The sequence below is a fragment of the Caulobacter sp. AVps16 genome (assembly GCF_058681455.1).
Window position 1 is genome coordinate 2,143,363 of sequence record NZ_CM178739.1, and the last position, 20,704, is coordinate 2,164,066.

The 20,704-nt window shown below is 65.1% G+C and carries 25 protein-coding genes and 2 tRNA genes; 4 read left to right on the forward strand and 23 right to left on the reverse strand.

What is annotated here, in order from left to right; genetic code table 11:
* Positions 1–6: 6 nt before the first annotated feature.
* The 20 genes from rpsN to fdhD all read right to left on the reverse strand — a co-directional run bounded on the left by rpsN (position 7) and on the right by fdhD (position 13,568).
* Positions 7–312: a 30S ribosomal protein S14 gene (gene rpsN / locus ACW17U_RS10330; protein WP_035049371.1), complete on the reverse strand. Its 306-nt coding sequence runs from the start codon at positions 310–312 to the stop codon at positions 7–9.
* Positions 313–333: 21 nt separating this feature from the next.
* Positions 334–891 (reverse strand): 50S ribosomal protein L5, encoded by a 558-nt coding sequence (rplE, locus tag ACW17U_RS10335; RefSeq protein WP_062145545.1) that lies wholly within the window; start codon positions 889–891, stop codon positions 334–336.
* Positions 884–1,198, reverse strand: a complete 315-nt coding sequence (gene rplX, locus ACW17U_RS10340; protein ID WP_062145544.1) for a 50S ribosomal protein L24 — start codon at positions 1,196–1,198, stop codon at positions 884–886. Before rplX ends, rplE begins: the two co-directional genes overlap by 8 nt.
* A complete protein-coding gene (gene rplN / locus ACW17U_RS10345) occupies positions 1,198–1,566 on the reverse strand; it encodes a 50S ribosomal protein L14 (RefSeq protein WP_035049365.1) in 369 nt (122 codons plus the stop codon). Before rplN ends, rplX begins: the two co-directional genes overlap by 1 nt.
* 18 nt (positions 1,567–1,584) lie before the next feature.
* Entirely contained in the window at positions 1,585–1,824 is a 240-nt protein-coding gene (gene rpsQ / locus ACW17U_RS10350) for a 30S ribosomal protein S17 (RefSeq protein WP_062145542.1), read from the reverse strand.
* 10 nt (positions 1,825–1,834) lie between these two features.
* Positions 1,835–2,029, reverse strand: coding sequence for a 50S ribosomal protein L29 (rpmC, locus tag ACW17U_RS10355; RefSeq protein WP_035049361.1), 195 nt, complete (start codon positions 2,027–2,029; stop codon positions 1,835–1,837).
* Positions 2,026–2,466, reverse strand: a complete 441-nt coding sequence (gene rplP / locus ACW17U_RS10360; protein WP_035049360.1) for a 50S ribosomal protein L16 — start codon at positions 2,464–2,466, stop codon at positions 2,026–2,028. The genes rpmC and rplP overlap by 4 nt, the downstream gene beginning before the upstream one ends.
* Positions 2,467–2,478: 12 nt before the next feature.
* Positions 2,479–3,228, reverse strand: a complete 750-nt coding sequence (gene rpsC / locus ACW17U_RS10365; RefSeq protein ID WP_062145540.1) for a 30S ribosomal protein S3 — start codon at positions 3,226–3,228, stop codon at positions 2,479–2,481.
* A complete protein-coding gene (rplV, locus tag ACW17U_RS10370; RefSeq protein WP_012285670.1) occupies positions 3,228–3,608 on the reverse strand; it encodes a 50S ribosomal protein L22 in 381 nt (126 codons plus the stop codon). The genes rpsC and rplV overlap by 1 nt, the downstream gene beginning before the upstream one ends.
* A 3-nt stretch (positions 3,609–3,611) precedes the next feature.
* On the reverse strand, positions 3,612–3,890 hold the full coding sequence (rpsS, locus tag ACW17U_RS10375) for a 30S ribosomal protein S19 (protein ID WP_062145538.1): 279 nt from the start codon (positions 3,888–3,890) through the stop codon (positions 3,612–3,614).
* Positions 3,891–3,893: 3 nt separating this feature from the next.
* Positions 3,894–4,733, reverse strand: a complete 840-nt coding sequence (gene rplB / locus ACW17U_RS10380; RefSeq protein WP_062145536.1) for a 50S ribosomal protein L2 — start codon at positions 4,731–4,733, stop codon at positions 3,894–3,896.
* A 4-nt stretch (positions 4,734–4,737) separates the two neighbouring features.
* Complete coding sequence (locus tag ACW17U_RS10385) at positions 4,738–5,034, reverse strand: 50S ribosomal protein L23 (RefSeq protein WP_062145534.1); 297 nt, start codon at positions 5,032–5,034, stop codon at positions 4,738–4,740.
* Complete coding sequence (gene rplD, locus ACW17U_RS10390; protein ID WP_492052324.1) at positions 5,034–5,672, reverse strand: 50S ribosomal protein L4; 639 nt, start codon at positions 5,670–5,672, stop codon at positions 5,034–5,036. The genes ACW17U_RS10385 and rplD overlap by 1 nt, the downstream gene beginning before the upstream one ends.
* Entirely contained in the window at positions 5,672–6,442 is a 771-nt protein-coding gene (gene rplC, locus ACW17U_RS10395) for a 50S ribosomal protein L3 (protein ID WP_062145530.1), read from the reverse strand. Before rplC ends, rplD begins: the two co-directional genes overlap by 1 nt.
* A gap of 14 nt (positions 6,443–6,456) precedes the next feature.
* Entirely contained in the window at positions 6,457–6,765 is a 309-nt protein-coding gene (gene rpsJ / locus ACW17U_RS10400; RefSeq protein WP_004616952.1) for a 30S ribosomal protein S10, read from the reverse strand.
* Between the two features lie 640 nt (positions 6,766–7,405).
* On the reverse strand, positions 7,406–8,245 hold the full coding sequence (locus tag ACW17U_RS10405; protein WP_492052325.1) for a GIN domain-containing protein: 840 nt from the start codon (positions 8,243–8,245) through the stop codon (positions 7,406–7,408).
* A 92-nt stretch (positions 8,246–8,337) separates the two neighbouring features.
* Entirely contained in the window at positions 8,338–9,264 is a 927-nt protein-coding gene (locus ACW17U_RS10410) for a transcriptional regulator (RefSeq protein WP_492052326.1), read from the reverse strand.
* A gap of 9 nt (positions 9,265–9,273) precedes the next feature.
* The gene (locus ACW17U_RS10415) at positions 9,274–10,422 is read right to left on the reverse strand and encodes a GNAT family N-acetyltransferase (RefSeq protein ID WP_492052327.1); all 1,149 of its coding nucleotides are present in this window, start codon (positions 10,420–10,422) and stop codon (positions 9,274–9,276) included.
* A gap of 54 nt (positions 10,423–10,476) precedes the next feature.
* Positions 10,477–12,753, reverse strand: coding sequence for an FdhF/YdeP family oxidoreductase (locus tag ACW17U_RS10420; protein ID WP_492052328.1), 2,277 nt, complete (start codon positions 12,751–12,753; stop codon positions 10,477–10,479).
* Positions 12,753–13,568 carry a formate dehydrogenase accessory sulfurtransferase FdhD gene (gene fdhD, locus ACW17U_RS10425; protein WP_492052329.1) on the reverse strand — a complete coding sequence of 272 codons (816 nt, stop codon included), beginning with the start codon at positions 13,566–13,568 and terminating at the stop codon, positions 12,753–12,755. The genes ACW17U_RS10420 and fdhD overlap by 1 nt, the downstream gene beginning before the upstream one ends.
* A 200-nt stretch (positions 13,569–13,768) precedes the next feature.
* On the opposite strand from fdhD, the gene ACW17U_RS10430 reads away from it, so the two are divergent.
* The gene (locus ACW17U_RS10430; RefSeq protein ID WP_492052330.1) at positions 13,769–15,136 is read left to right on the forward strand and encodes a serine hydrolase; all 1,368 of its coding nucleotides are present in this window, start codon (positions 13,769–13,771) and stop codon (positions 15,134–15,136) included.
* Between the two features lie 71 nt (positions 15,137–15,207).
* Here the strand turns inward: ACW17U_RS10430 and tuf are convergent, their stop codons facing one another.
* The 3 genes from tuf to ACW17U_RS10445 all read right to left on the reverse strand — a co-directional run bounded on the left by tuf (position 15,208) and on the right by ACW17U_RS10445 (position 16,692).
* A complete protein-coding gene (gene tuf / locus ACW17U_RS10435) occupies positions 15,208–16,398 on the reverse strand; it encodes an elongation factor Tu (protein ID WP_492052331.1) in 1,191 nt (396 codons plus the stop codon).
* Between the two features lie 54 nt (positions 16,399–16,452).
* Positions 16,453–16,526, reverse strand: a tRNA-Gly gene (locus tag ACW17U_RS10440).
* Between the two features lie 80 nt (positions 16,527–16,606).
* A tRNA-Tyr gene (locus ACW17U_RS10445) sits at positions 16,607–16,692 on the reverse strand.
* 169 nt (positions 16,693–16,861) lie between these two features.
* Here ACW17U_RS10445 and rlmB point away from each other — a divergent pair.
* From rlmB to ACW17U_RS10460, 3 genes are all read left to right on the forward strand, one after another.
* Positions 16,862–17,686, forward strand: coding sequence for a 23S rRNA (guanosine(2251)-2'-O)-methyltransferase RlmB (gene rlmB, locus ACW17U_RS10450; protein ID WP_062145516.1), 825 nt, complete (start codon positions 16,862–16,864; stop codon positions 17,684–17,686).
* Positions 17,687–17,808: 122 nt separating this feature from the next.
* Positions 17,809–19,917, forward strand: coding sequence for a stalk-specific protein StpX (gene stpX / locus ACW17U_RS10455; RefSeq protein WP_492052332.1), 2,109 nt, complete (start codon positions 17,809–17,811; stop codon positions 19,915–19,917).
* A 41-nt stretch (positions 19,918–19,958) separates the two neighbouring features.
* A complete protein-coding gene (locus tag ACW17U_RS10460; protein ID WP_492052333.1) occupies positions 19,959–20,702 on the forward strand; it encodes a TerC family protein in 744 nt (247 codons plus the stop codon).
* Positions 20,703–20,704 lie beyond the last annotated feature (2 nt).

Sequence of the window (20,704 nt, forward strand, 5' to 3'; positions counted from 1 at the left end):
TCGTCCTCACCAGCTCGACTTGACGAGGCCGGGGATCTGGCCCGACGAGCCGAGCTCGCGGAGCGCGATACGGCTCATCTTCAGCTTGCGATAATAGGCGCGCGGACGGCCCGTGACTTCGCACCGGTTACGGATGCGAACGGCGGAGGAGTTACGCGGGAGCTTCGCGAGCTTCAGACGAGCTTCGAAGCGATCCTCGAGCGGCAGGCTCTCGTCGTTGGCGATTGCCTTCAGCGCAGCGCGCTTGTCGGCGAATTGCTTGACGAGGGTCTTGACCATCTCGTTACGATTGACGGCGCTTTTCTTGGCCATGGTGTGTTTCCCTGCCCGCTCTTAATTCGTGAACGGGAACTGGAATTCCTTCAGGAGCGCCTTGGCTTCCTGGTCGGACTTCGCAGTGGTGCAGACGATGATGTCCATGCCCCAGATCTGTTCGATCTGGTCATAGTTGATTTCCGGGAACACCAGGTGCTCCTTCAGGCCCATGGCATAGTTGCCACGGCCGTCGAAGCTCTTGCCGTTCAGGCCGCGGAAGTCCTTCACGCGCGGCAGCGCGATCGTGACCAGGCGGTCGAGGAACTCGTACATCCGGTCCTTGCGGAGGGTCACCTTGGCGCCCACGATCATGCCTTCGCGCAGCTTGAAGCCGGCGATCGACTTGCGGGCCTTGGTGGCGACCGGCTTCTGACCAGCGATCAGGGTGAGGTCCTTGATGGCCGTCTGGGCCTTCTTGGAGTCCGCAACAGCTTCGCCGATACCCATGTTCAGGACGATCTTGTCCAGCTTGGGGATCTGCATTTCGTTGGTGTAGCCGAACTGTTCCTTCATCGCGGCGCGGATGCGGGCGCGATATTCGGACTTCAGCCGCGGCTCGTAAGCTTGATCAACCATTGATCACCTCGCCCGTGGTCTTGGCCACGCGCACCTTCTTGTCGCCTTCAATCTTGAAGCCGACGCGGGTGGGCTTGCCGTTGGAATCCACGATGGCGACGTTCGAGACGTGCAGCGCGGCTTCCTTGCTCTTGATGCCGCCTTGCGGATCGGCCTGGGTTGCCTTGGTGTGACGCTGAACCAGGTTCACGCCTTCCACGACAACGCGGTTTTCCTTGGGGAGAACCTGGGACACAGCGCCTTGCTTGCCCTTGTCCTTGCCCGCCAGGACGACAACGCGGTCGCCCTTCTTGATCTTGGCAGCCATTACAGCACCTCGGGGGCGAGGGAGATGATCTTCATGTGGTTCTTGGCGCGCAGTTCACGGGGAACCGGGCCAAAGATCCGCGTGCCGACCGGCTCGCTCGCTTTGTTGACGATGACCGCAGCATTCTTGTCGAAGCGGATCAGCGAACCGTCCTTGCGCTTCATGCCTTGGTTGACACGAACGACGACGGCGCGAAGCACGTCACCCTTCTTCACGCGACCGCGAGGAATGGCTTCCTTCACGGACACGACGATCACGTCACCGACGCTGGCGTAGCGACGACCTGCGCCACCCAGCACCTTGATGCACATGACCCGGCGAGCGCCGGAGTTGTCGGCGACTTCCAGGTTAGTTTGCATCTGGATCATGGTTTAAACCTTCCAGACTTAAGCCGAGACCTTGGGAAGGACTTCCCAGGTCTTCAGCTTGGACTTCGGAGCGCACTCGACGATCTTGATGGATTCGCCGGTCTTGTACGCGTTGGACTCGTCATGAGCGTGGTACCGCTTGGAGCGGCGCACGATCTTCTTGAGCAGCGGGTGAACGATGGTCCGTTCAACCTTTACCACTACGGTCTTGTCGCCCTTATCGGAGACGACAACCCCTTCGAGGATACGCTTGGGCATATCGTTCTCCTTAAGCCGCGGCCTTGGCGCGCAGCACGGTCTTGATGCGGGCGATATCCTTGCGGATCTCACCAACGCGGTGGGTCTTTTCCACCTGACCGGTCGCGGCCTGGAAGCGCAGGTTGAACTGCTCCTTCTTGAGGCTGAGCAGCTGCTCGGCGAGTTGGTCGGGCGTCATACCCCGGATGTCAGCAATCTTGGTCATGCCGCTTCGGCCTCCAGAGCCGCACCAGCGTCGATGCGGGTGACGACACGGGTACGGATCGGCAGCTTGGCCGCGCCGAGGCGCAGGGCTTCGCGAGCGATATCGTCCGGCACGCCGTCGATTTCGAACATGATCCGGCCCGGCGCAACGCGCGCGGCCCAGTGATCCACGGCGCCCTTGCCCTTACCCATCCGGACTTCGGCCGGCTTGCCGGTGACCGGCACGTCGGGGAAGATGCGGATCCACACGCGACCTTGGCGCTTCATCTGGCGAGTGATCGCCCGACGAGCCGCTTCGATCTGGCGAGCGGTGATGCGTTCCGGCTCAACAGCCTTGAGGCCGTAGGAGCCGAAGTTCAGCAGGGTGCCGCCCTTGGAAACGCCATGAATGCGTCCCTTGAACTGCTTGCGATACTTGGTTTTTTTCGGTGACAGCATAGCGCTCTATCCTTAGCCCCGATCGCGACGGCCGCGGTCGCCCCGGTCGGGACGATCGCCGCGCTCGCGTCCACCACCTTCGCCGGCAGGACCGGACTCAGTGGCCAGACGCTTGTCGAGCGCCATCGGGTCATGCTCCAGCACTTCGCCTTTGAAGATCCAGGTCTTCACGCCGATGATGCCGTAGGTGGTCTTGGCTTCCGCAAAACCGTAGTCGATGTCGGCACGCAGGGTGTGGAGCGGCACGCGACCTTCGCGATACCATTCCATACGCGCGATTTCAGCGCCGCCGAGGCGGCCCGACACGTTGATGCGGATACCCTTGGCGCCAAGACGGACAGCCGATTGGATCGACCGCTTCATGGCGCGACGGAAGGCGATCCGGCGCTCGAGCTGCTGGGCGATGGACTCGGCCACCAGCTGGGCGTCGGTTTCAGGCTTGCGGATTTCGACGATGTTCAGGTGAACCTCGCCCTCCGTCATCACCGACAGGTCCTTGCGGAGCTTGTCGATGTCAGCGCCCTTCTTGCCGATGATGACGCCCGGACGGGCGGCATAGATCGTGACGCGGCACTTCTTGTGCGGACGCTCGATGATGATGCGCGAGACGCCGGCTTGATACAGGCGCTTCTTCAGCATCGCCCGGACCGCGAGGTCCTGGTGCAGGAGCTTGCCGTACTGGTCGCCGTCGGCGAACCAACGGCTGTCCCAGGTGCGGTTTACGCCGAGCCGAAGCCCGACCGGATTGACTTTCTGACCCATCAGGCGGCCTCACCCAGTTCGCGGACCACGATGGTGATCTCGGAGAACGGCTTTTCAACGCGCGTAGCCCGACCGCGAGCACGCGGCGAGAAGCGCTTCATCACCAGGTTCTTGCCCACATAGGCCTCGGCGACGACGAGCGAGTCGATGTCGAGGTTGTGGTTGTTTTCAGCGTTGGAGATCGCCGAATACAGCGCCTTGCGGACGTCCTGAGCGATACGCTTGTGGCTGAATTCGAGCTCGTTCAGAGCGCGCTGGACGTTCAGGCCACGGATGGACTGAGCAACCAGGTTCAGCTTGCGAGCGCTGGTGCGCAGGGTGCGAACCTTGCACATCGCTTCGTTGGCCGGCAGGCGGCGAGGTTGTTTAGCTTGGCTCATGGCCTACTTCCTCTTCGCCTTCTTGTCGGCGGCGTGACCGGGGAAGTTACGGGTCGGAGCGAACTCGCCGAACTTCATACCGACCATGTCTTCCGACACGATTACGGGGACGTGCTTGAGACCGTTGTGGACGCCGAAGGTCAGACCGACAAACTGCGGCATGATCGTCGAACGACGCGACCAGGTCTTGATGACGTCCTTGCGGCCCGACGACAAAGCGACGTCGGCCTTCTTCAGGAGGTACCCGTCGACAAACGGGCCTTTCCAGACGGAGCGGGTCATGGCTTAGCGGCCCTTTTTCGCTTTGTGGCGCGAACGGATGATGAACTTATCCGTGGCCTTGTTGACGCGGGTCTTGGCACCCTTGGTCGGCTTACCAGCCGGGGTCACCGGGTGACGGCCGCCCGAGGTCCGGCCTTCACCACCACCGTGGGGGTGGTCGACCGGGTTCATGGCGACGCCGCGAACGTGGGGACGACGACCCATGTGACGAGCGCGACCGGCCTTGCCGAGGTTCTCGTTCATGTGGTCGGGGTTGGAGACCGCACCGACGGTGGCCATGCAGGTGTCCAGAACCATGCGCAGCTCGCCCGAGTTCAGGCGGATCTGGGCATAGCCGGCGTCACGACCGACCAGCTGGGCATAGGCACCAGCCGAACGCGCGATCTGACCACCCTTGGCGGGCTTCAGCTCGACGTTGTGGATGATCGTGCCGATCGGCATGGTCCGCAGCGGCGAGGCATTGCCCGGCTTCACGTCGACCTTGTCGGCGGTGACGACTTCGTCACCAACCTTGAGGCGCTGCGGAGCCAGGATGTAGGCCAGTTCGCCATCGGTCTGATACTTGATCAGGGCGATGAAGGCGGTGCGGTTGGGGTCGTACTCGATACGAACCACCGAAGCCACGCCCTGCTTGCGACGCTTGAAGTCGACCAGACGATAGAGGCGCTTGGCGCCGCCACCGCGGAAGCGGACAGCGATACGGCCATTGCCGCCGCGACCGCCCGACTTGGTCAGGCCTTCAACGAGCTTCTTCTCGGGACGACCCTTGTAGAGCTCGCTGCGGTCGATCAGGACCAGGCCGCGTTGGCCCGGGCTGGTCGGATTAAAGTGCTTCAAGGCCATCTGATTAGAGCCCCGTCGTGATGTCGATCGACTGGCCTTCGGCCAGGGTCACGATGGCTTTTTTGACATCGGAACGACGTCCGATGATGCCGCGGAAGCGCTTGGTCTTGCCCTTGGTGACCATGGTGTTGACCTTGGTGACCTTGACCTTGAACAGCTCTTCGACTGCGGCGGCGATTTCGTCCTTCGACGCATCGGCGGCCACGCGGAAGACAACCTTGTTCTGCTCGGAAAGCAGGGTGGCCTTTTCGGTGATCACCGGCGACAGGATCGTGTCGTAGTGGCGGGCGGTTGCGGCCATTACGCGGCTTCCTTCTCAGCGAAACGGGCCGAGATCGCATCCACCGCGTCCTTGGTCAGGACCAGGGTGTGGCGACGCAGCACGTCATAGACGTTCAGGCCGGCGTTCGGCAGCACGTCGATGTTCGGAATGTTGCGGGCGGCAAGCTTGAAGTTGCCGTCCACTTCCGGACCCGCGATGACCAGAGCGTTCTTCAGGCCGATCTTTTCGAAGTTGGCGCGCAGGGCGGCCGTCTTCGGATCGGTCAGAACGGCGCTGTCCAGCACGACGATCGAGCCCGACTTGGCCTTCGACGACAGGGCGTGACGCAGGGCCATGGCGCGGATCTTCTTGGGAAGATCGAACGCGTGGCTGCGGACGACAGGGCCGTGAGCCTTGGCGCCGCCGACGAACTGGGCCGCACGGCGCGAACCGTGACGGGCGCCGCCGGTGCCCTTTTGCTTGTACATCTTCTTGCCCGTGCGAGAGACCTCGTTACGGACCTGAATCTTGTGGTTGCCGGAGCGGCGCTTGGCCAGCTGCCAGGTGACGACGCGCTGCAGGATGTCGCCGCGGATGTCGGCGATGCCAAAGATGGCGTCGTCGAGATCAACGGAACCGGCCTTGCCGCCGTCCAGATTGATGACATCGAGTTTCATTAGCCTTCGCCCTCTTCGGTCGTCGCCGCAGGGGCTTCCTCAGCGGGGGTTTCAGCAGCAGCGGCGACCGGAGCCTGACCAGCCTTGCGGAAGGCACCCGGACGCGGCAGGTCGGCCGGAGCGGCCTTCTTGATCGCGTCGCGAACCTTCACGTAGCTGCCTTCGTGGCCGGGGACAGCGCCCTTGACCAGGATCAGACCGCGCTCGACGTCGACCTTCCAGACGGTGACGTTCAGGGTGGTGACGGTTTCCTGACCGAGGTGGCCAGCCATCTTCTTGCCCTTGAACGTACGACCCGGATCTTGACGCTGACCGGTCGAACCGTGCGAACGGTGCGAGACCGAGACGCCGTGGGTGGCGCGCAGACCGCCGAAGTTCCAGCGCTTCATGGCGCCGGCAAAACCCTTACCGACGGTGACGCCCTGGATGTCGACCTTCTGGCCGGCCAGGAAGTGGTCTGCGGTGATTTCCGCGCCCACTTCGATCAGGGCAGCTTCTTCGACGCGGAACTCGGCGACGACCCGCTTGGGTTCGACCGAGGCCTTGGCGAAGTGGCCACGCATGCCGTTGGAGGTGTTCTTGGGCTTCTTGGCGCCGGCACCGAGTTGCAGGGCGGTATAACCGTCCTTCTCCTGGGTCCGTTGAGCGGTGACCTGGCAACCGTCGAGCGACAGGACGGTGACCGGGATGTGCTGACCAGCTTCGTCAAAGAAGCGGGTCATGCCCAGCTTCTTGGCGATCACGCCGGTGCGTTGTGCGGGGAGAGTCATAAAGCGGGCCCTCCTTACAGCTTGATTTCGACGTCAACGCCGGCCGACAGGTCGAGCTTCATCAGCGCGTCCACGGTCTGCGGAGTCGGGTCAACGATGTCGAGAACGCGCTTGTGCGTACGGATCTCGAACTGCTCGCGCGACTTCTTGTCGACGTGCGGCGAACGGTTGACGGTGAATTTCTCGATAAGCGTGGGCAGGGGGATCGGGCCCCGTACCGTCGCACCTGTGCGCTTGGCCGTATTGACGATCTCGCGCGTGGAATGATCCAACACGCGGTGATCAAAGGCCTTGAGCCGGATGCGGATGTTCTGACGATCCATATCGCTCGGTTTCCTAGTGGGCTGCGCCCGCGTCTCGAACCATTTCAAAGACCAACTCGAACTCCCGAAAGAGTCCGCACGCAGCGTCCGCAAAACAAATGACCCTCACGGTTGCCCGTGGGGGTTGATGACCAGATATTGCGCCCCCGCTCGAAAGTGGGTTGCTGGCGCTATGTCCGGGCGTCTCGCGAACCGCGTTTGAACTCGAAAGTTCACAGCCGGTCCAACAGAGGCGCGCTTGTACGTTCCGAATCCGGTTTCGTCAAGCGCTCCGCTTGCCTTTCCGCACCACAATGTGGGGCGACTCGGCGAGCCGCTTCTGGATAGGCACCCAGCCCCCGGGCCGCAACCCCTGAACTGTCATGGCGCTGTCAAAAGCCTTCGCGCGCCTGGTCCTGGCAGGCCGTACCGGGCTCATGCCGAGCCAGCTGAGTGAGGGAGGGAGGGATTGATTGATAGATAGAGCGTGTGTGACTGGGGCTGGACCCCGGGCGTCTTGGATCGCTGGCGCATGGCGCTCTATCGATCCGGGAAGCCGCCTCCCCTGGCATGGCCCTCAGGTCCACGGGAGGGGAGCCCCGGGACCTGAGAACGTGCACGCTGTATATAGAGTGTGAGTAAGGCCCTGCGGCCGGAGGCCCTAATGGCCGATAAAGACGTCGCCTGACCCGGCAACCGACTTGCTGACCCGGCCTGTGGCCCGGGCGATGCGCACGTCGCCCGATCCAGCCACCGAGACATCGACATCGCCCACTTCACCGTCATGGTTCACGTCGCCGGAGCCCATGATGCTGACATCGATGGACTTGGCCCGACCGCCGGAGATCGACACATCACCCGACCCGGCGATGCTGATATCCACCTTGCCGCCGACACTGGCCGCGCCCGCATTGCCGGAGCCTGCGATGGCCACGGTGAAATCACCGGCGACCTCCTGGGTCCGCACATTGCCGGAGCCGGCAATATTGATTTCCGCCGAGCCTGCCGTCCCGGTGCTGGTGTCGCCGGAGCCGGCCTGGCTGACTTCCAGGCCGCCCTTCACATTGGCCACCACCCAGTCACCGCAGCCGGCATTGGCCAGTTCGAGCCTGTCGCTGCGGCCGACGCTACCGAAGACCGCGCCACTGGCGGACACTTCGGCCTGCATGGGGGTGCGAATGACGATCTGCGGGAAGTCATCCCAGTTCACTTCGCCAACCCCGCGCACCTTGACCGTGGTCTTGCCCATGGCGGTGTTGCAGGCATGGATCCGGTTCAGGCGCAGATCGCCATCGACGGTCACATCCGCGCCGTTCTGCCTTAGCGTCAGCGGCAGGCTCTTGTTGGTGGTGAGAAACTCGACCTTGATGTCCGTGCGGGCCTCGGGGATCACCACGACGCGGGCGACGGCGTCCTTGATCCGAACCGAAGGGGCGGCCGAGGCGGCACCCGCGAAACCCAGTGCGGCCGCGCCGGCGGCCAGAACAAGAAGTGCGCGCATCGAGATATTTCCCCTGTCGGATGGCGTTGATGAGGGAAAGCTAACGGCGCAGGTCGGGCGAGACGACTTAATTAGTCGTCATGAGCGCGTTGTCATGTTTCGGCCCGAAGTCGCGTTTCAGGCGGAGCGTCCATTCCCAGCTCGAAACTGCGCTCGAAGCCCTTGATCCGGTCCTCGACCAGACGCGCGCGTTTCAAGCCAAGAGACGCCGCCCACAGGGCGGCCCGCGCCAAGGCCGGGGTCTTGCCCATCGCCGCCACGGGCAGGCCCCAGCGCCGGAACACGCCGTTGGCATAGTGCGCACCATTGATCAGGCGGGACTCCCAGGTCTGATAGTCCACCGACAATGAGACATTGAACGTCCCGAGGTTCTCGATCCGGTGCGGCGCGTGCAGCGGCCAGGCGGCGGCCAGGCCGGGCTCCAGGTCGAAGACCTGAGCGGCGGCGTCCATCTCGCGGCGGTAGGGCAAGTCCTCAGTCTGCTGTCTGAGCAGGATGTTCTCCATGCCCTTCTGGGGCATGTGAGTCTCGTCCGGCGGATAGATCCAGATCCGCTTGCGGCCGCGCAGGTGGAACAACACCACCCCGGGCGCATCGGCGTGAAACGGCACCTTGGCACCAGGTGCCGAAAGGATCAGTTGGCCATTCAGCTGGATCGGCCTGAAGCCCTGCGCCTGTGCTGAAATCCCGACAAAGGCCTCCTCGATCAGCGGGCCCAGCTTCGGATACCAGGACTCGGCCCGCCGCAATTGCACCCAGATGCGCCCTTCCTTGACGCCCTCAAGCACCTCCCGCCCCGAACGCCGCCCCCGCGCGCCGGTGCGCATGGTGTGCTGGCCGTCGGCGTCGAAGTCGAACAGGTTGATGTCGTAGAGTTCGGCCGGATAGGCGTCGAGCACCCGCGCCAGGGCCTCGTCCTCAAACAGACGCGACTCCGGAAGCTTGTGCTGAAAGGTGATTGGCGTCTTGCCGAAGGCGTTCTTTTGCTCAGGCGACCAGGCGGCGATCAGATCGGGCACGAAAGCTCCCTATTCGGCCAAAAGAGAGAGGCTGAGACCAATGCCGACCCCAAGGCCGACGCCCGCCCCGACGCGCGGATGGCGCCGCGACATGGCCGTGACAAAGGAGGAAGCGCCCCGCACCTGCCCCACCAGCCCCGGCTCACAGCCGGTGATGCTGTCAAAACGTCGCGACAGGCGTGTCAGCCCAGAAATGCCGGTCCGTCCGACGGCTCGGGGACGTGTATGGATCATGCCTTCGAACACCGGCTCGGCCGGCTCGGCAAAATCGCGCTTGTAGGCTTCGCCGCCGGGTCCGAAATCAACCCTGGCAATCCCCTGCTCCGCAGCGACGCGCAGGGTTTCCAGGGTCATCAGACTGCCCGGCGAATAGCGCGCATAGGCCGTATCGTAGATCGGAAACCACAGGTGATGGCGATCTCCGCTGGTCAGGCCCAGCTCGGCCGCGACGATCGCGTCTCCGGCGCGCAGAACCGCCAGCTTCAGGCCAAAGTCGGCTTCCCCAGCCCCGGCCAGGCGGTGCAGCAGGGTGCCGGTCCAGCCGCAGGCGAAGATGTCGTACTGGTGGGTCCGACGAAACTGCTGACGCTTTCCGGCGATAATCCGGTCCAGCATCGCGGCGGTGGGGGCACTGAAGCTGAAGCTCACGGCCCCGTGGTCACGCTCGAGCGCCCGAAGCCGCCGGCGCTTGTCCTTGAGGAACCCCGCGCTCCGACCGGCCTCATAGGCCGCGAAACCGTCAGAGAGGTCGGCGGCCATGGCGTGGCGCACCGAAAGACCGCGCCCCTCGTTCGTTCCTGGACCGATCAATCCACCAAAACGGGCGCGGTCGGCACCGAGCTTTCTGAGGATGTCAGCCAGGTCCAGGCTGGTGTCTGCGGACGCGACCAGGCCATGGCTGTCGCTCATCGGCGCGGCCAGGGGCTGGATCAGTAGGCCACGCCGCTGGAACGGCAGGAAACCCTCGATCTGGTCGCCCCGCCGGATCACGGCGATGGCCGCGCCGGGCGCGATCTGGCCGGCGACGTCAAGGTAGCGAAGGTCGAAATAGGGGCTGCCCAGCAAGGGATTGGCCAGACGCAGGGCGTTCCACCGGGCGCGTTCGAGCGCGCTCAGCTCTGACACCTTTACCGCCTCCACGGAAACCCCGTCGCGCAAAGCCCGCTCCTCCAAAGTTGCGGGAGGTTACAGCGACCTTTCCTAACAACCGCTTTAGTTGCAGGCCCCGTCCCGCGCAGCGCGCAGCCGGACCGGCACGGACTTGTATGCCGGGGTGCCGCTGCGTGTGTCGCGATCCTCCAGATCGACCAGGATATTGGTCTCGGGATAGTAGGCGGCCAGGCAGCCCCGGGGCAGGTCACGCGCCACCACGGTGAAGCCGCGCACCATCCGCTCGCCGCTACTGTCGAAGGCGGCGGCGAGATCGATGCGGTCGCCGGAAGACAGTCCCCGCGCGGCGATGTCGTCGGGATGGGCAAACACCACGTCGCGCCGGCCGAACACCCCGCGATAACGGTCATTCTGGCCATAGATCGTGGTGTTGTACTGGTCGTGGCTGCGCAGGGTGGTCAGGATCATCACATCGGGATCGCCTTGCCGGGGATCCCCGGCCTTCGGCGCATGCGCCATGAAGTTGGCCTTGCCCGAGGCGGTCTTCCAGATCCGGTCCGACGGCGGCACCGGCAGACGGAAACCGCCGGGAACGCGGATGCGCTCATTATAGTTATCGAAGGTGCCCGGAAAAACGCGGGCGATCAGGTCGCGGATGCGGTCATAGTCGGCGACCAGTCCCGACCAGTCGACGGCGTCATCCCCGCCTAGAACGGCCCTGGCGATGCCGGCGACGATGGCCGGCTCCGACTTCAGCTGGTCCGAGGCTGGCGCGTTCAGGCCCTTCGAGGCGTGGACCATGGACATCGAGTCCTCAACCGTCACCGCCTGGCGGCCGCCGGCCTGGATGTCGATCTCGGTCCGGCCCAGACACGGCAGCAGCAGGCTCTCCCGGCCGACCAGCAGATGGGTGCGGTTGGGCTTGGTGGCGATATGGACGGCGAAATCCAGCCGGCGCATGGCGAAAAAGGTGCGGATCGGATCGGGTGCCGCCACCGCGAAATTGCCGCCAAGCCCCAGGAACACCTTCGCCTCGCCCCGCTCCATCGCCTCGATGGCCTCGACCACCGTGTGGCCGTGAGCGCGCGGCGGCTCGAAGCCGAACACGTCGCGCAGGGAGTCCAGCAGGGCTGGCACCGGCTTCTCGGCCACCCCGACCGTGCGCGCGCCCTGAACGTTGGAGTGACCCCGCAGAGGACAGATCCCCGCCCCCGGCCGGCCGATATTGCCCTTCAGCAGCAGCAGATTGACCAGTTGCTGCACCGTGCCCGAGGAGTCCCGGTGCTGGGTCAGCCCCATGCCGTAACAGAGGATCGTGGCCTTGGACCGCGCATAGACGCCGGCGGCCTCCTCGATCTGGGCGCGCGACAGGCCTGAGCCCGCCTCGATTTCGGCCCAGCTCAGAGCCTCCAGCGCCTCGACCAGCGCCTCGAAGCCGGCGGTGTGCTCGGAGATGAAGTCGCGATCCACGGCCTGCAGGGCCAGAACCGCCTTCATCATGCCCTGCACCGCAAGGGCGTCGCCGCCGATGGTCAGCTGGTAGTAGGCCGAGGCGATCGGGGTGGACGACAGGGTCGCCATCTCGACCGGATCCTGCGGCGAGGCGAACTTTTCCAATGAACGTTCGCGCAGCGGATTGAAGGCCAGGATCGCTGCGCCGCGCTTTGACGCCTCGCGCAGGGTTCCCATCATTCGGGGATGGTTGGTGCCGGGATTGTGGCCAAAGCACAGGATCAGGTCGGCATGGTCGAAGTCCTCCAGCGTCACCGAGCCCTTGCCCATGCCGATCGAGTCCGGCAGGCCGACGCTGGTCGGCTCGTGGCACATGTTCGAGCAGTCGGGGAAATTGTTGGTCCCGAAGCGCCGGCCCAGCAGCTGATAGAGAAAGGCCGCCTCATTCGAGGCCCGGCCCGAGGCGTAAAACTCGGCTTGGCCCGGATGGTCCAGGGCCCGCAAGGCCGCGCCGGTGCGGGCAAAGGCCTCGTCCCAGCTGATCGGCGAGTAGCGGTCGCTGGCGGCGTCATAGGCCATAGGCTCGGTCAACCGGCCCAGGTCCTCGATGGCGTGATCGCTCCAGGTCAGCAGTTCGCTGACCGTGTGAAGTTCGAATACCTCGGGCGAAGCGCGCTTGCTGGTCGCTTCCCAGGCCACGGCCTTGGCGCCGTTTTCGCAGAACTCGAACGAGCTGGTGTGCTTGGGGTCGGGCCAGGCGCAGCCGGGGCAGTCGAAGCCCTCGGGCTGGTTGGCTGACAGCAGGGTGCGTCCGCCCTCAATCACCGTGGCCTGATCGCCCAGGGCGCCGGCGACGGCCTTCAGTGCGCCCCAGCCCCCGGCGGGGCCGTCATAGGCGCGAACGCCCGGGATCTTGGAATCAGCCATCAGGCGCTCTCCAACGCGACTTCGACCAGGCGGTCGGGGCGGGTGAACACCGTGTGGCCGTCAGACCGGGCCAGGGCCACCAGGGTCAGACCCGCCTCCTCCGCCTTGCGGATGGCCAGATCGGTGGGCGCGGACACCGCCACCAGGATCGGGCAGCCGATACGGACGGTCTTCTCGATCATCTCGAATGAGCAGCGGCTGGTGACCAGGACAAAGCCGGCATCAGCGTCGAGACCGCTCGCCGCCATCGCCCCGGCCAGCTTGTCCAGGGCGTTGTGACGGCCGACATCCTCGCGCGACAGAAGGATGCGACCCTCACTATCGGCGATGGCGGCGGCGTGAGTCGCCCGGGTCAGCCGGCCCAGGGTCTGGGTTTCGGCCAGGGCATCCAGTGCCCGCTGGATCGCCGAATGCGCTACCGCCCTGCCCTCGCCGACCTGCGGCAGGGGGCGTACCGCGTCGGCCAGACGCTGTACGCCGCACAGCCCGCAGCTGGACCGCCCCTCAAGGGTGCGCGGCCGGGCCTTGCGCGGGGCGGCTGCAGGAGCCAGCCGCACGTCGGCCATCAGTCCGAGCTCTGCCTCGGTGATCTCGATCGCCAGGATATCGCCCGCCCCGGCGATGGCCTCGGTCAGAGTGAAGCCCCGCGCCAGATCCTCGATATCGGCCGGCGTCGCCATCAGCACCGTGTGGGGCCGGCCGTTGAACGACAGCCCCACCGCGACCTCGTCGGGCACGGCGCGGAATATGGACTGGATCTCGGCGCCGGCGCGCCACTGGGCGGCGGCGCGGCGGGTGACGGAGGGCATCGGCATGATCACCAGCCTATCGCGCCGCGCGGCTCCCCGTCACGACAATTGCTGGCCGCGAGGTCGGCCGTGTCAAGGCGAGGCTGGAGAGCTCAAAGCGCCGCAGGACGGGTCAGGGATGAGAGGGTACCCAAGGTTACACATCCTTAAATTGCGGCGCAGCTGCCGCAAGGTGATGCTTGGGCTTCAACCCAGGGGACGATCTCATGAAAATCTCGATGCTGGCGCTCGGCGCGACGGGCCTGCTGATGGCCGGACCTGCCCTGGCCGCCGGCCCAGGCTGCGCGACACCTGATTTCGCCAGCCAGGCCCAGGCTCTGGTCGTCCAGCAAGTGGACAACGGGGTATTCAGCGGCACCGTCTTGGTGGCCAAGGACGGTGTCCCCCTGTTGCGCGCAGGCTACGGAGCCGCCGACCGCGAATGGGATATTCCCAACACGCCCGACACCAAGTTCCGCCTCGGCTCGCTCACCAAGCAGTTCACCGCGACTGCGATCCTGCAGTTGGCCGAGGCCGGCAAGCTGTCGATCGATGATCCGGTCTCGACGTTTTACGCCCAGGCCCCCGCCGCCTGGTCGAAGATCACGATCAGACACCTGCTGAACCATACCTCGGGCATTCCCAGCTACACCGGCCTCCCGGGTTTCTTCGAGAACGGTGCGTCCAAGAAGCCGCTGAAGCCCGAGGAGATCGTCAGGCTTACCCAGGACAAGCCGCTGGAGTTCGTGCCGGGCAGCAAGTTCGCCTACAACAACACCGGCTACATCCTGCTGGGCTACATCATCGAAAAGGCTTCCGGCCAGACCTATGCCAGCTATCTGAGCCAGCACATCTTCCAGCCGCTTGGCATGAAGAGCACCGGTTACGATGTCAGCGGCGATGTCCTGCCCAAACGCGCCTCGGGCTATGAGCCGGGCAAGGGCGGCTGGCGCAACGCCGACTATCTGGACATGACCCTGCCCTATGCGGCGGGCTCGCTCTATTCGACCGTCGATGACCTGCTGATCTGGAACACCGCCCTGACGGACGGCAAGATCCTGACCGAGGCCTCGCGTAAGGCCGCCTGGACCGAGAACCTCGAGCACTACGGCTTCGGCTGGGGCATCGCCGTGCAGGACGGCCATGAGCGGGTGTCGCACAATGGCGGCATCAACGGCTTCAGCACCGCGATGAACCGATACCCCAAGGATGGCCTGGTCACGATTGTGCTGTCGAACTTCCAGGCCGCACCCTCGACGCCGATGGCCAACAACCTGGCGGGCCTGTGCTTCGGGACCTACGCGCTCCCCAAGGCCATAGCCGTACCGAAGGCGACCGTGGACACCTATGTCGGGTCCTACGCCCTGGCACCGAACTTCATTCTCAAGGTGTTCCGCGACGGGGACAGGCTGATCACCCAGGCCACCGGCCAGGGGCCGATCCAGATCGTCGCCACCGCCCCAGGCGAGTTCCAGGCGGTGGGCCTCGACGCCCGGATCAGCTTCAAGCAGACCGGTGACAAGCCGGCCACGGCGCTCGTGCTCCACCAGGGCGGTCGCGACATGGAAGCGCCCCGCGTGGCCGACAAGCCCTAGAACAGCAAAAGGCCCCGGCGTTTCCGCCGGGGCCTTCGCATTAGATCAGCTTGTCGCTGAAGACCGGTCGATTACTCGACGATCTTGGCAACCACGCCGGCGCCGACCGTACGGCCGCCTTCGCGAATGGCGAAGCGCAGGCCCTGGTCCATGGCGATCGGGGTGATCAGCTCGACGTCCAGCTCGGCGTTGTCGCCCGGCATGATCATTTCCACGCCTTCGCGCAGCTTGATGATCCCGGTGACGTCCGTCGTGCGGAAGTAGAACTGCGGGCGATAGTTGGTGAAGAACGGGGTGTGACGGCCGCCTTCTTCCTTGTTCAGGATGTAGGCCTCAGCCACGAACTTCGTGTGCGGGGTGATCGAACCCGGCTTGCAGAGAACCTGGCCGCGCTCGACGTCTTCGCGCTTGGTGCCGCGCAGCAGAACGCCGACGTTGTCGCCAGCCTGGCCCTGGTCCAGCAGCTTGCGGAACATTTCGACGCCCGTGCAGGTCGTCTTCTGAACCGGACGGATGCCGACGATTTCGACTTCTTCGCCGACCTTGACGATACCCTTTTCGATACGGCCGGTGACCACGGTGCCGCGGCCCGAGATCGAGAACACGTCTTCGACCGGCATCAGGAACGGCAGGTCCAGCGGACGGGCCGGCTGCGGGATGTAGTCGTCAACCGTCTGCATCAGCGCCAGGATCGACTCTTCGCCGATCTTGGGGTTGCCACCGTCGATGGCGACCTTGGCCGAGCCCTTGGTGATCGGAATGTCGTCGCCCGGGAAGTCATACGACGAAAGCAGCTCGCGCACTTCCATCTCGACCAGCTCAAGCAGCTCTTCGTCGTCGACCAGGTCGACCTTGTTCATGTAGACGACCAGGGCCGGAACGCCGACCTGACGGGCCAGCAGGATGTGCTCGCGGGTCTGGGGCATCGGGCCGTCAGCGGCCGAAACCACCAGGATCGCGCCGTCCATCTGCGCCGCGCCGGTGATCATGTTCTTCACATAGTCGGCGTGGCCGGGGCAGTCGACGTGGGCATAGTGACGGTTGGCCGTCTCATATTCCACGTGCGCGGTGTTGATCGTGATGCCGCGGGCCTTTTCTTCCGGCGCAGCGTCGATGTCGGCGTAGTTCATCGCCTTGCCGCCGCCGACCTTGGCCAGCGTGATGGTGATCGCAGCCGTCAGCGTCGTCTTGCCATGGTCAACGTGACCGATGGTGCCGATGTTGCAGTGCGGCTTAGTGCGTTCGAACTTTTCCTTGGCCATGGTCTCTACCTTGCGCGCCGGCGGCTATGAATGAATGTCGTTATTGAGGGAGCTTGGAGCGGGTAGCGGGAATCGAACCCGCATCCTCAGCTTGGAAGGCTGCTGCACTACCACTGTGCTATACCCGCCTAGCTGCGGGGTCGCGGTCGGCTCCCGGTCTCTGGCTTTGGCGTCCTGTGGCGATCGCTTCACAGCGGTTCAACGCGCGTGGTGGGGGAAGTAGGACTCGAACCTACGAAGGCGTACGCCAGGGGATTTACAGTCCCCCCCCTTTGCCACTCGGGACATTCCCCCAGCGCGCGTTGAGCAACCGCGATGCGACCCTCCTCTTGCGCCACGCCCGGCGAACCGGTCGTCACGAAAAAGGAACAAAGGCCTCCTTGAACTCGGACGGTCAGTGCTAAAGCAGCGCCGTCCTGGCTCGCGGAAACCCTCAGGGCCCCAAATCGGAGCGCGTCTTATAGTGTCCTCTCATTCCGAACGCAACGACCGCCGGAAGCCTTCTGCGTCAGGACGTGATTTTCCTCACAAGTCACGGAATAAACAGGGCTTTTCGAAGGGCGGAAACGACGAAAAGGACTGGATTTGGGGGATTCACGCCGTTGAGGCGGCCCTGGCCAACCCCGCGCGCCCCGCGCCGAAGCGTCTGTTGGCCACCCCTGACCGGGCCAAACGACTCGCGCCCCACCTAGCCAAACTGCCCTGTCTGCAGATCCTGGAAGGTCCCGACATCGCACGTCAGCTGCCCCAGGGCGCGGCACACCAGGGCCTGGCCCTGAAGATCGACGAGCCGGAACCCCTTTCGATCTTTGAATTGGGCACGCCTGCCGAGGGCTTTCTGGTCATGCTGGACCAGATCACCGACCCGCAGAATGTCGGTGCCATCTTCCGGTCGGCCGCCGCCTTCGGTGCGCGGGGGGTGATCCTGCAGGACCGACACGCCCCCACCCTCTCGGGCGTGCTGGCCAAGACGGCCGTCGGGGCCATCGACAAGACGCCCTACGCGCGCGTGGTCAATCTTTCCCGCGCCCTCGAAGAGCTGGCCGAGCTCGGCTGGCGCGCGATCGGCCTGGCCGGCGAAGCCGAGGAAACCCTCGAGGTGGTTCTGGACGGAACCCCGACCGTACTCGTTTTGGGCTCGGAGGGTGAAGGTGTACGCCGACTGGTGGCTGAACACTGTGATGCTATGGGGAAAATCGCCATGCCGGGCGGGTTTGAAAGCCTGAATGTATCGGCCGCGGCGGCGATTGCACTCTATGAGACGTCGCGAATTTCCCGTCGGGGGTGAATTCAATTCGTGAATCTCGCTTAACCGTTTTGATTTCGTCGCAAGCTCATGCTTTCCTCACGGACTAGTGTTCCGCGAGCGCTGCTCGGTGGGGGGAATCTAGCATGGGATCGGGGGACCCGATGTTTGGACGACATACGCGTTTGGCGGCTCTGAGTGCTTCGGCACTCAGCGTCCTGGTACTGGCTGGTTGTGGCGCGGGCGATGTGGACACCACAACGCCCTCGGCCCAGACCGGATCGGGTGCGGCGACCGCGCCGGATCTGATGGGGGCTCCACCGGCCCCGGACGCCGGAGCCGCGCCGGACGGTCTGCTGGGGGCCACGGCCTCTGCGCCCAAGGCCGCTCCGTCCGCCACCGTGATCCCGCCCAGCTCCAACGCCCACCTCAAGACCTGGCGTCGCCCGGACGGCACCCTGGTCACGGCCATGCGTCCGATCGCCAATCCCAAGGAACGTCGCGCGGTTCGCTACGCCCCGCGCCCTGCCGCAGCACCGGCCAACCGCACCGCATCGTCGCCGGCTCCCGCCGCGAAGCCGGCCGCCAAGCCCACCACCATCGCCGCAGTCAAGCCGGCGACCGTCGCCGCCCCCGCGCCGGTGATCAAGGCCGCCGCACCGGCCCAGCCGGCCGCGCCGCTGGCCAAGGCTCCGACCCCGGCCATCCCGGCCGCCGTCGCGACCAAGCCGGTCACCAAGCTGGATCAGCTTCAGTCCGCCGTGGCCCCGGAAGCCACCAAGGGTGCAGTCCTGGTTGCTGGAGACAGCCTGGGCAAGGGCGAGGCGGGACAGGTCACCCTGTCCCTGCCCGCCACCCTCGGCGACCTGATCAAGGCCCAGGCCGCGAAACTCGGCCTCGGCAAGGCCGCCAAGTCCACCAGCGCCTATGCCAAGCTGGAAGGCGAAGGCTATGAGGTCACCCCGAGCGGTCAGCAGACTGCGGTGATCAAGCCCGGCGAACCGACCAGCTTTGCCTGGCAGGTCAAGCCCGGTGCGGATGCCAAGGGCGAACTGAAGTCGGACTTCGGCGTCGAACTGAACGGCGTGAAGCCGAGCCAGGCCTTCTCTCTGGGTGAGATCGTCAAGCGGGTCGCCCCGCTTAAGGAAGAAGCCAAGGCCAAGACCAGCGGTCTGCTGGCGAAGCTCAATCTCCCGGGCCTCGACGGCAAGGTGACGTTGCCCGGCCTGGGTGCGACGCCTCTGAAGTCGGTTCTGGGCGGTGCCCTGGTTCTGCTCGCCGTGCTTATCCTGGCGATCATCTCGCGCAATGCCGCCGCCGGCCGCAAAAAGGCCGAACAGCGCCGCAAGTTCCGCACGCTCACCGACTATGGCCGCAACGAGATGGAGGCCGATAGCGGCCCGACCACGGCCCATGTGTCCTATGTCAATCCGATGGTCGCCGCGGCCACCGGTGCGGCTGTGGCCACGGCGGTCAGCCATGCTCACGATGACCATGGCCACGACGCCCATGGCCATGATGATCACGGCCACGCCGACCATGGTCATGCTGCCCCCTCGCACGACGAGCATGGTCATGACGATCACGGCCATGACGGCCACGGTCATGATGATCACGGTGCCGCCCATCACGTCGCCCATGTCGCGCCAGTCGCTGCCGCGCCGGTTTCCGGCCATGATGATCACGGCCACCATGACGATCATGCTCACCACGGCGAGCATGGCCATGACGACCACGGACACGACGACCACGGCGCGGCCCACGGTCATGACGAACACGGCCACGACAGCCATGGTCACGACGCCCATGGCCATGACGACCATGGCGCGGCCCATCACGTCGCCCATGTGGCCCCTGTCGCTGCAGCCCCCGCCGCTGCGACGCCGGTGTCCGGCCATGATGACCACGGCCATCATGATGACCATGCAGCCCATGGCGAGCACGGCCATGACGACCATGGTCATGATGATCATGCCCACGACGATCACGGCCACGCCGCCGATCCGCATGCTGCTGCCCATCCGGATCCGCATGCCCCGGCCGCACACGTCGCCCATGTGACGCCTGTGGCCGCCGCTACCCCGGTTTCGGGTCATGATGATCATGGTCACCACGACGACCATGGCCATGACGCTCACGGCCATGAGGCTCATGGCGACGATCATGGCCACGATGACCACGGCCACGACGCCCATGCGCATGACGGTCACGCTGCGGCCGATCACGGCCACGACGCGCACCACGGCAAGCAACTGGAGCCCGCCCACCACTAGGTCGGACTTGCAACGCCGCCCGCCCTGCCGCATGAGGGGTCATGTTTGACACTCTGATCGCCCAGGCGGGCGGGCTGGAAGGCCCGTTCATGGCCTTCCTGCAAGTTCTGATGATCGACCTCGTGCTGGCCGGCGACAATGCTGTCGCAGTCGGCCTCGCGGCCGGGGGCCTGCCGGTCAAGGATCGCCGCAAGGTCATCCTCTATGGTCTGGGGGCGGCGGTCGTTCTGCGGATCGGCTTCGCCCTGATCACCACCTGGTTGCTGGGCGTCATCGGCCTGCTCCTGGCCGGCGGGGTCCTGCTGCTCTGGGTTTGCTGGAAGATGTGGCGGGAACTGCGCGAGCAGGCCACCCACGATCAGGCCGACGCGGTGGCGTCCATCGATGACGACCCCACGACCGAGCCCCGCGCCAAGCCCGTGAAGAGCTTCAAGCAGGCCTTCATCCAGGTGCTGATCGCGGACGTTTCGATGTCACTCGACAATGTCCTGGCCGTGGCCGGGGCTGCCCGGGAACATCCCGGCATCCTGGTCTTTGGCCTGCTGCTCTCGATCATCCTGATGGGCGTCGCCGCCTCGGCCATCGCCAGCCTGCTGCAGAAGCATCGCTGGATCGGCTTCGTCGGCCTGGCCATCGTGCTCTATGTGGCCGTGCACATGATCTGGCAGGGCCACCGCAGCGTGGTCATGGATCTCAACGGGACCGGCCAGTACAACGCCGCCGCGCCGGCCTTCCTCGACATCGGTCCCGAGGAACAGGCCGAACACCTCAAGCACAAGAAATAGAG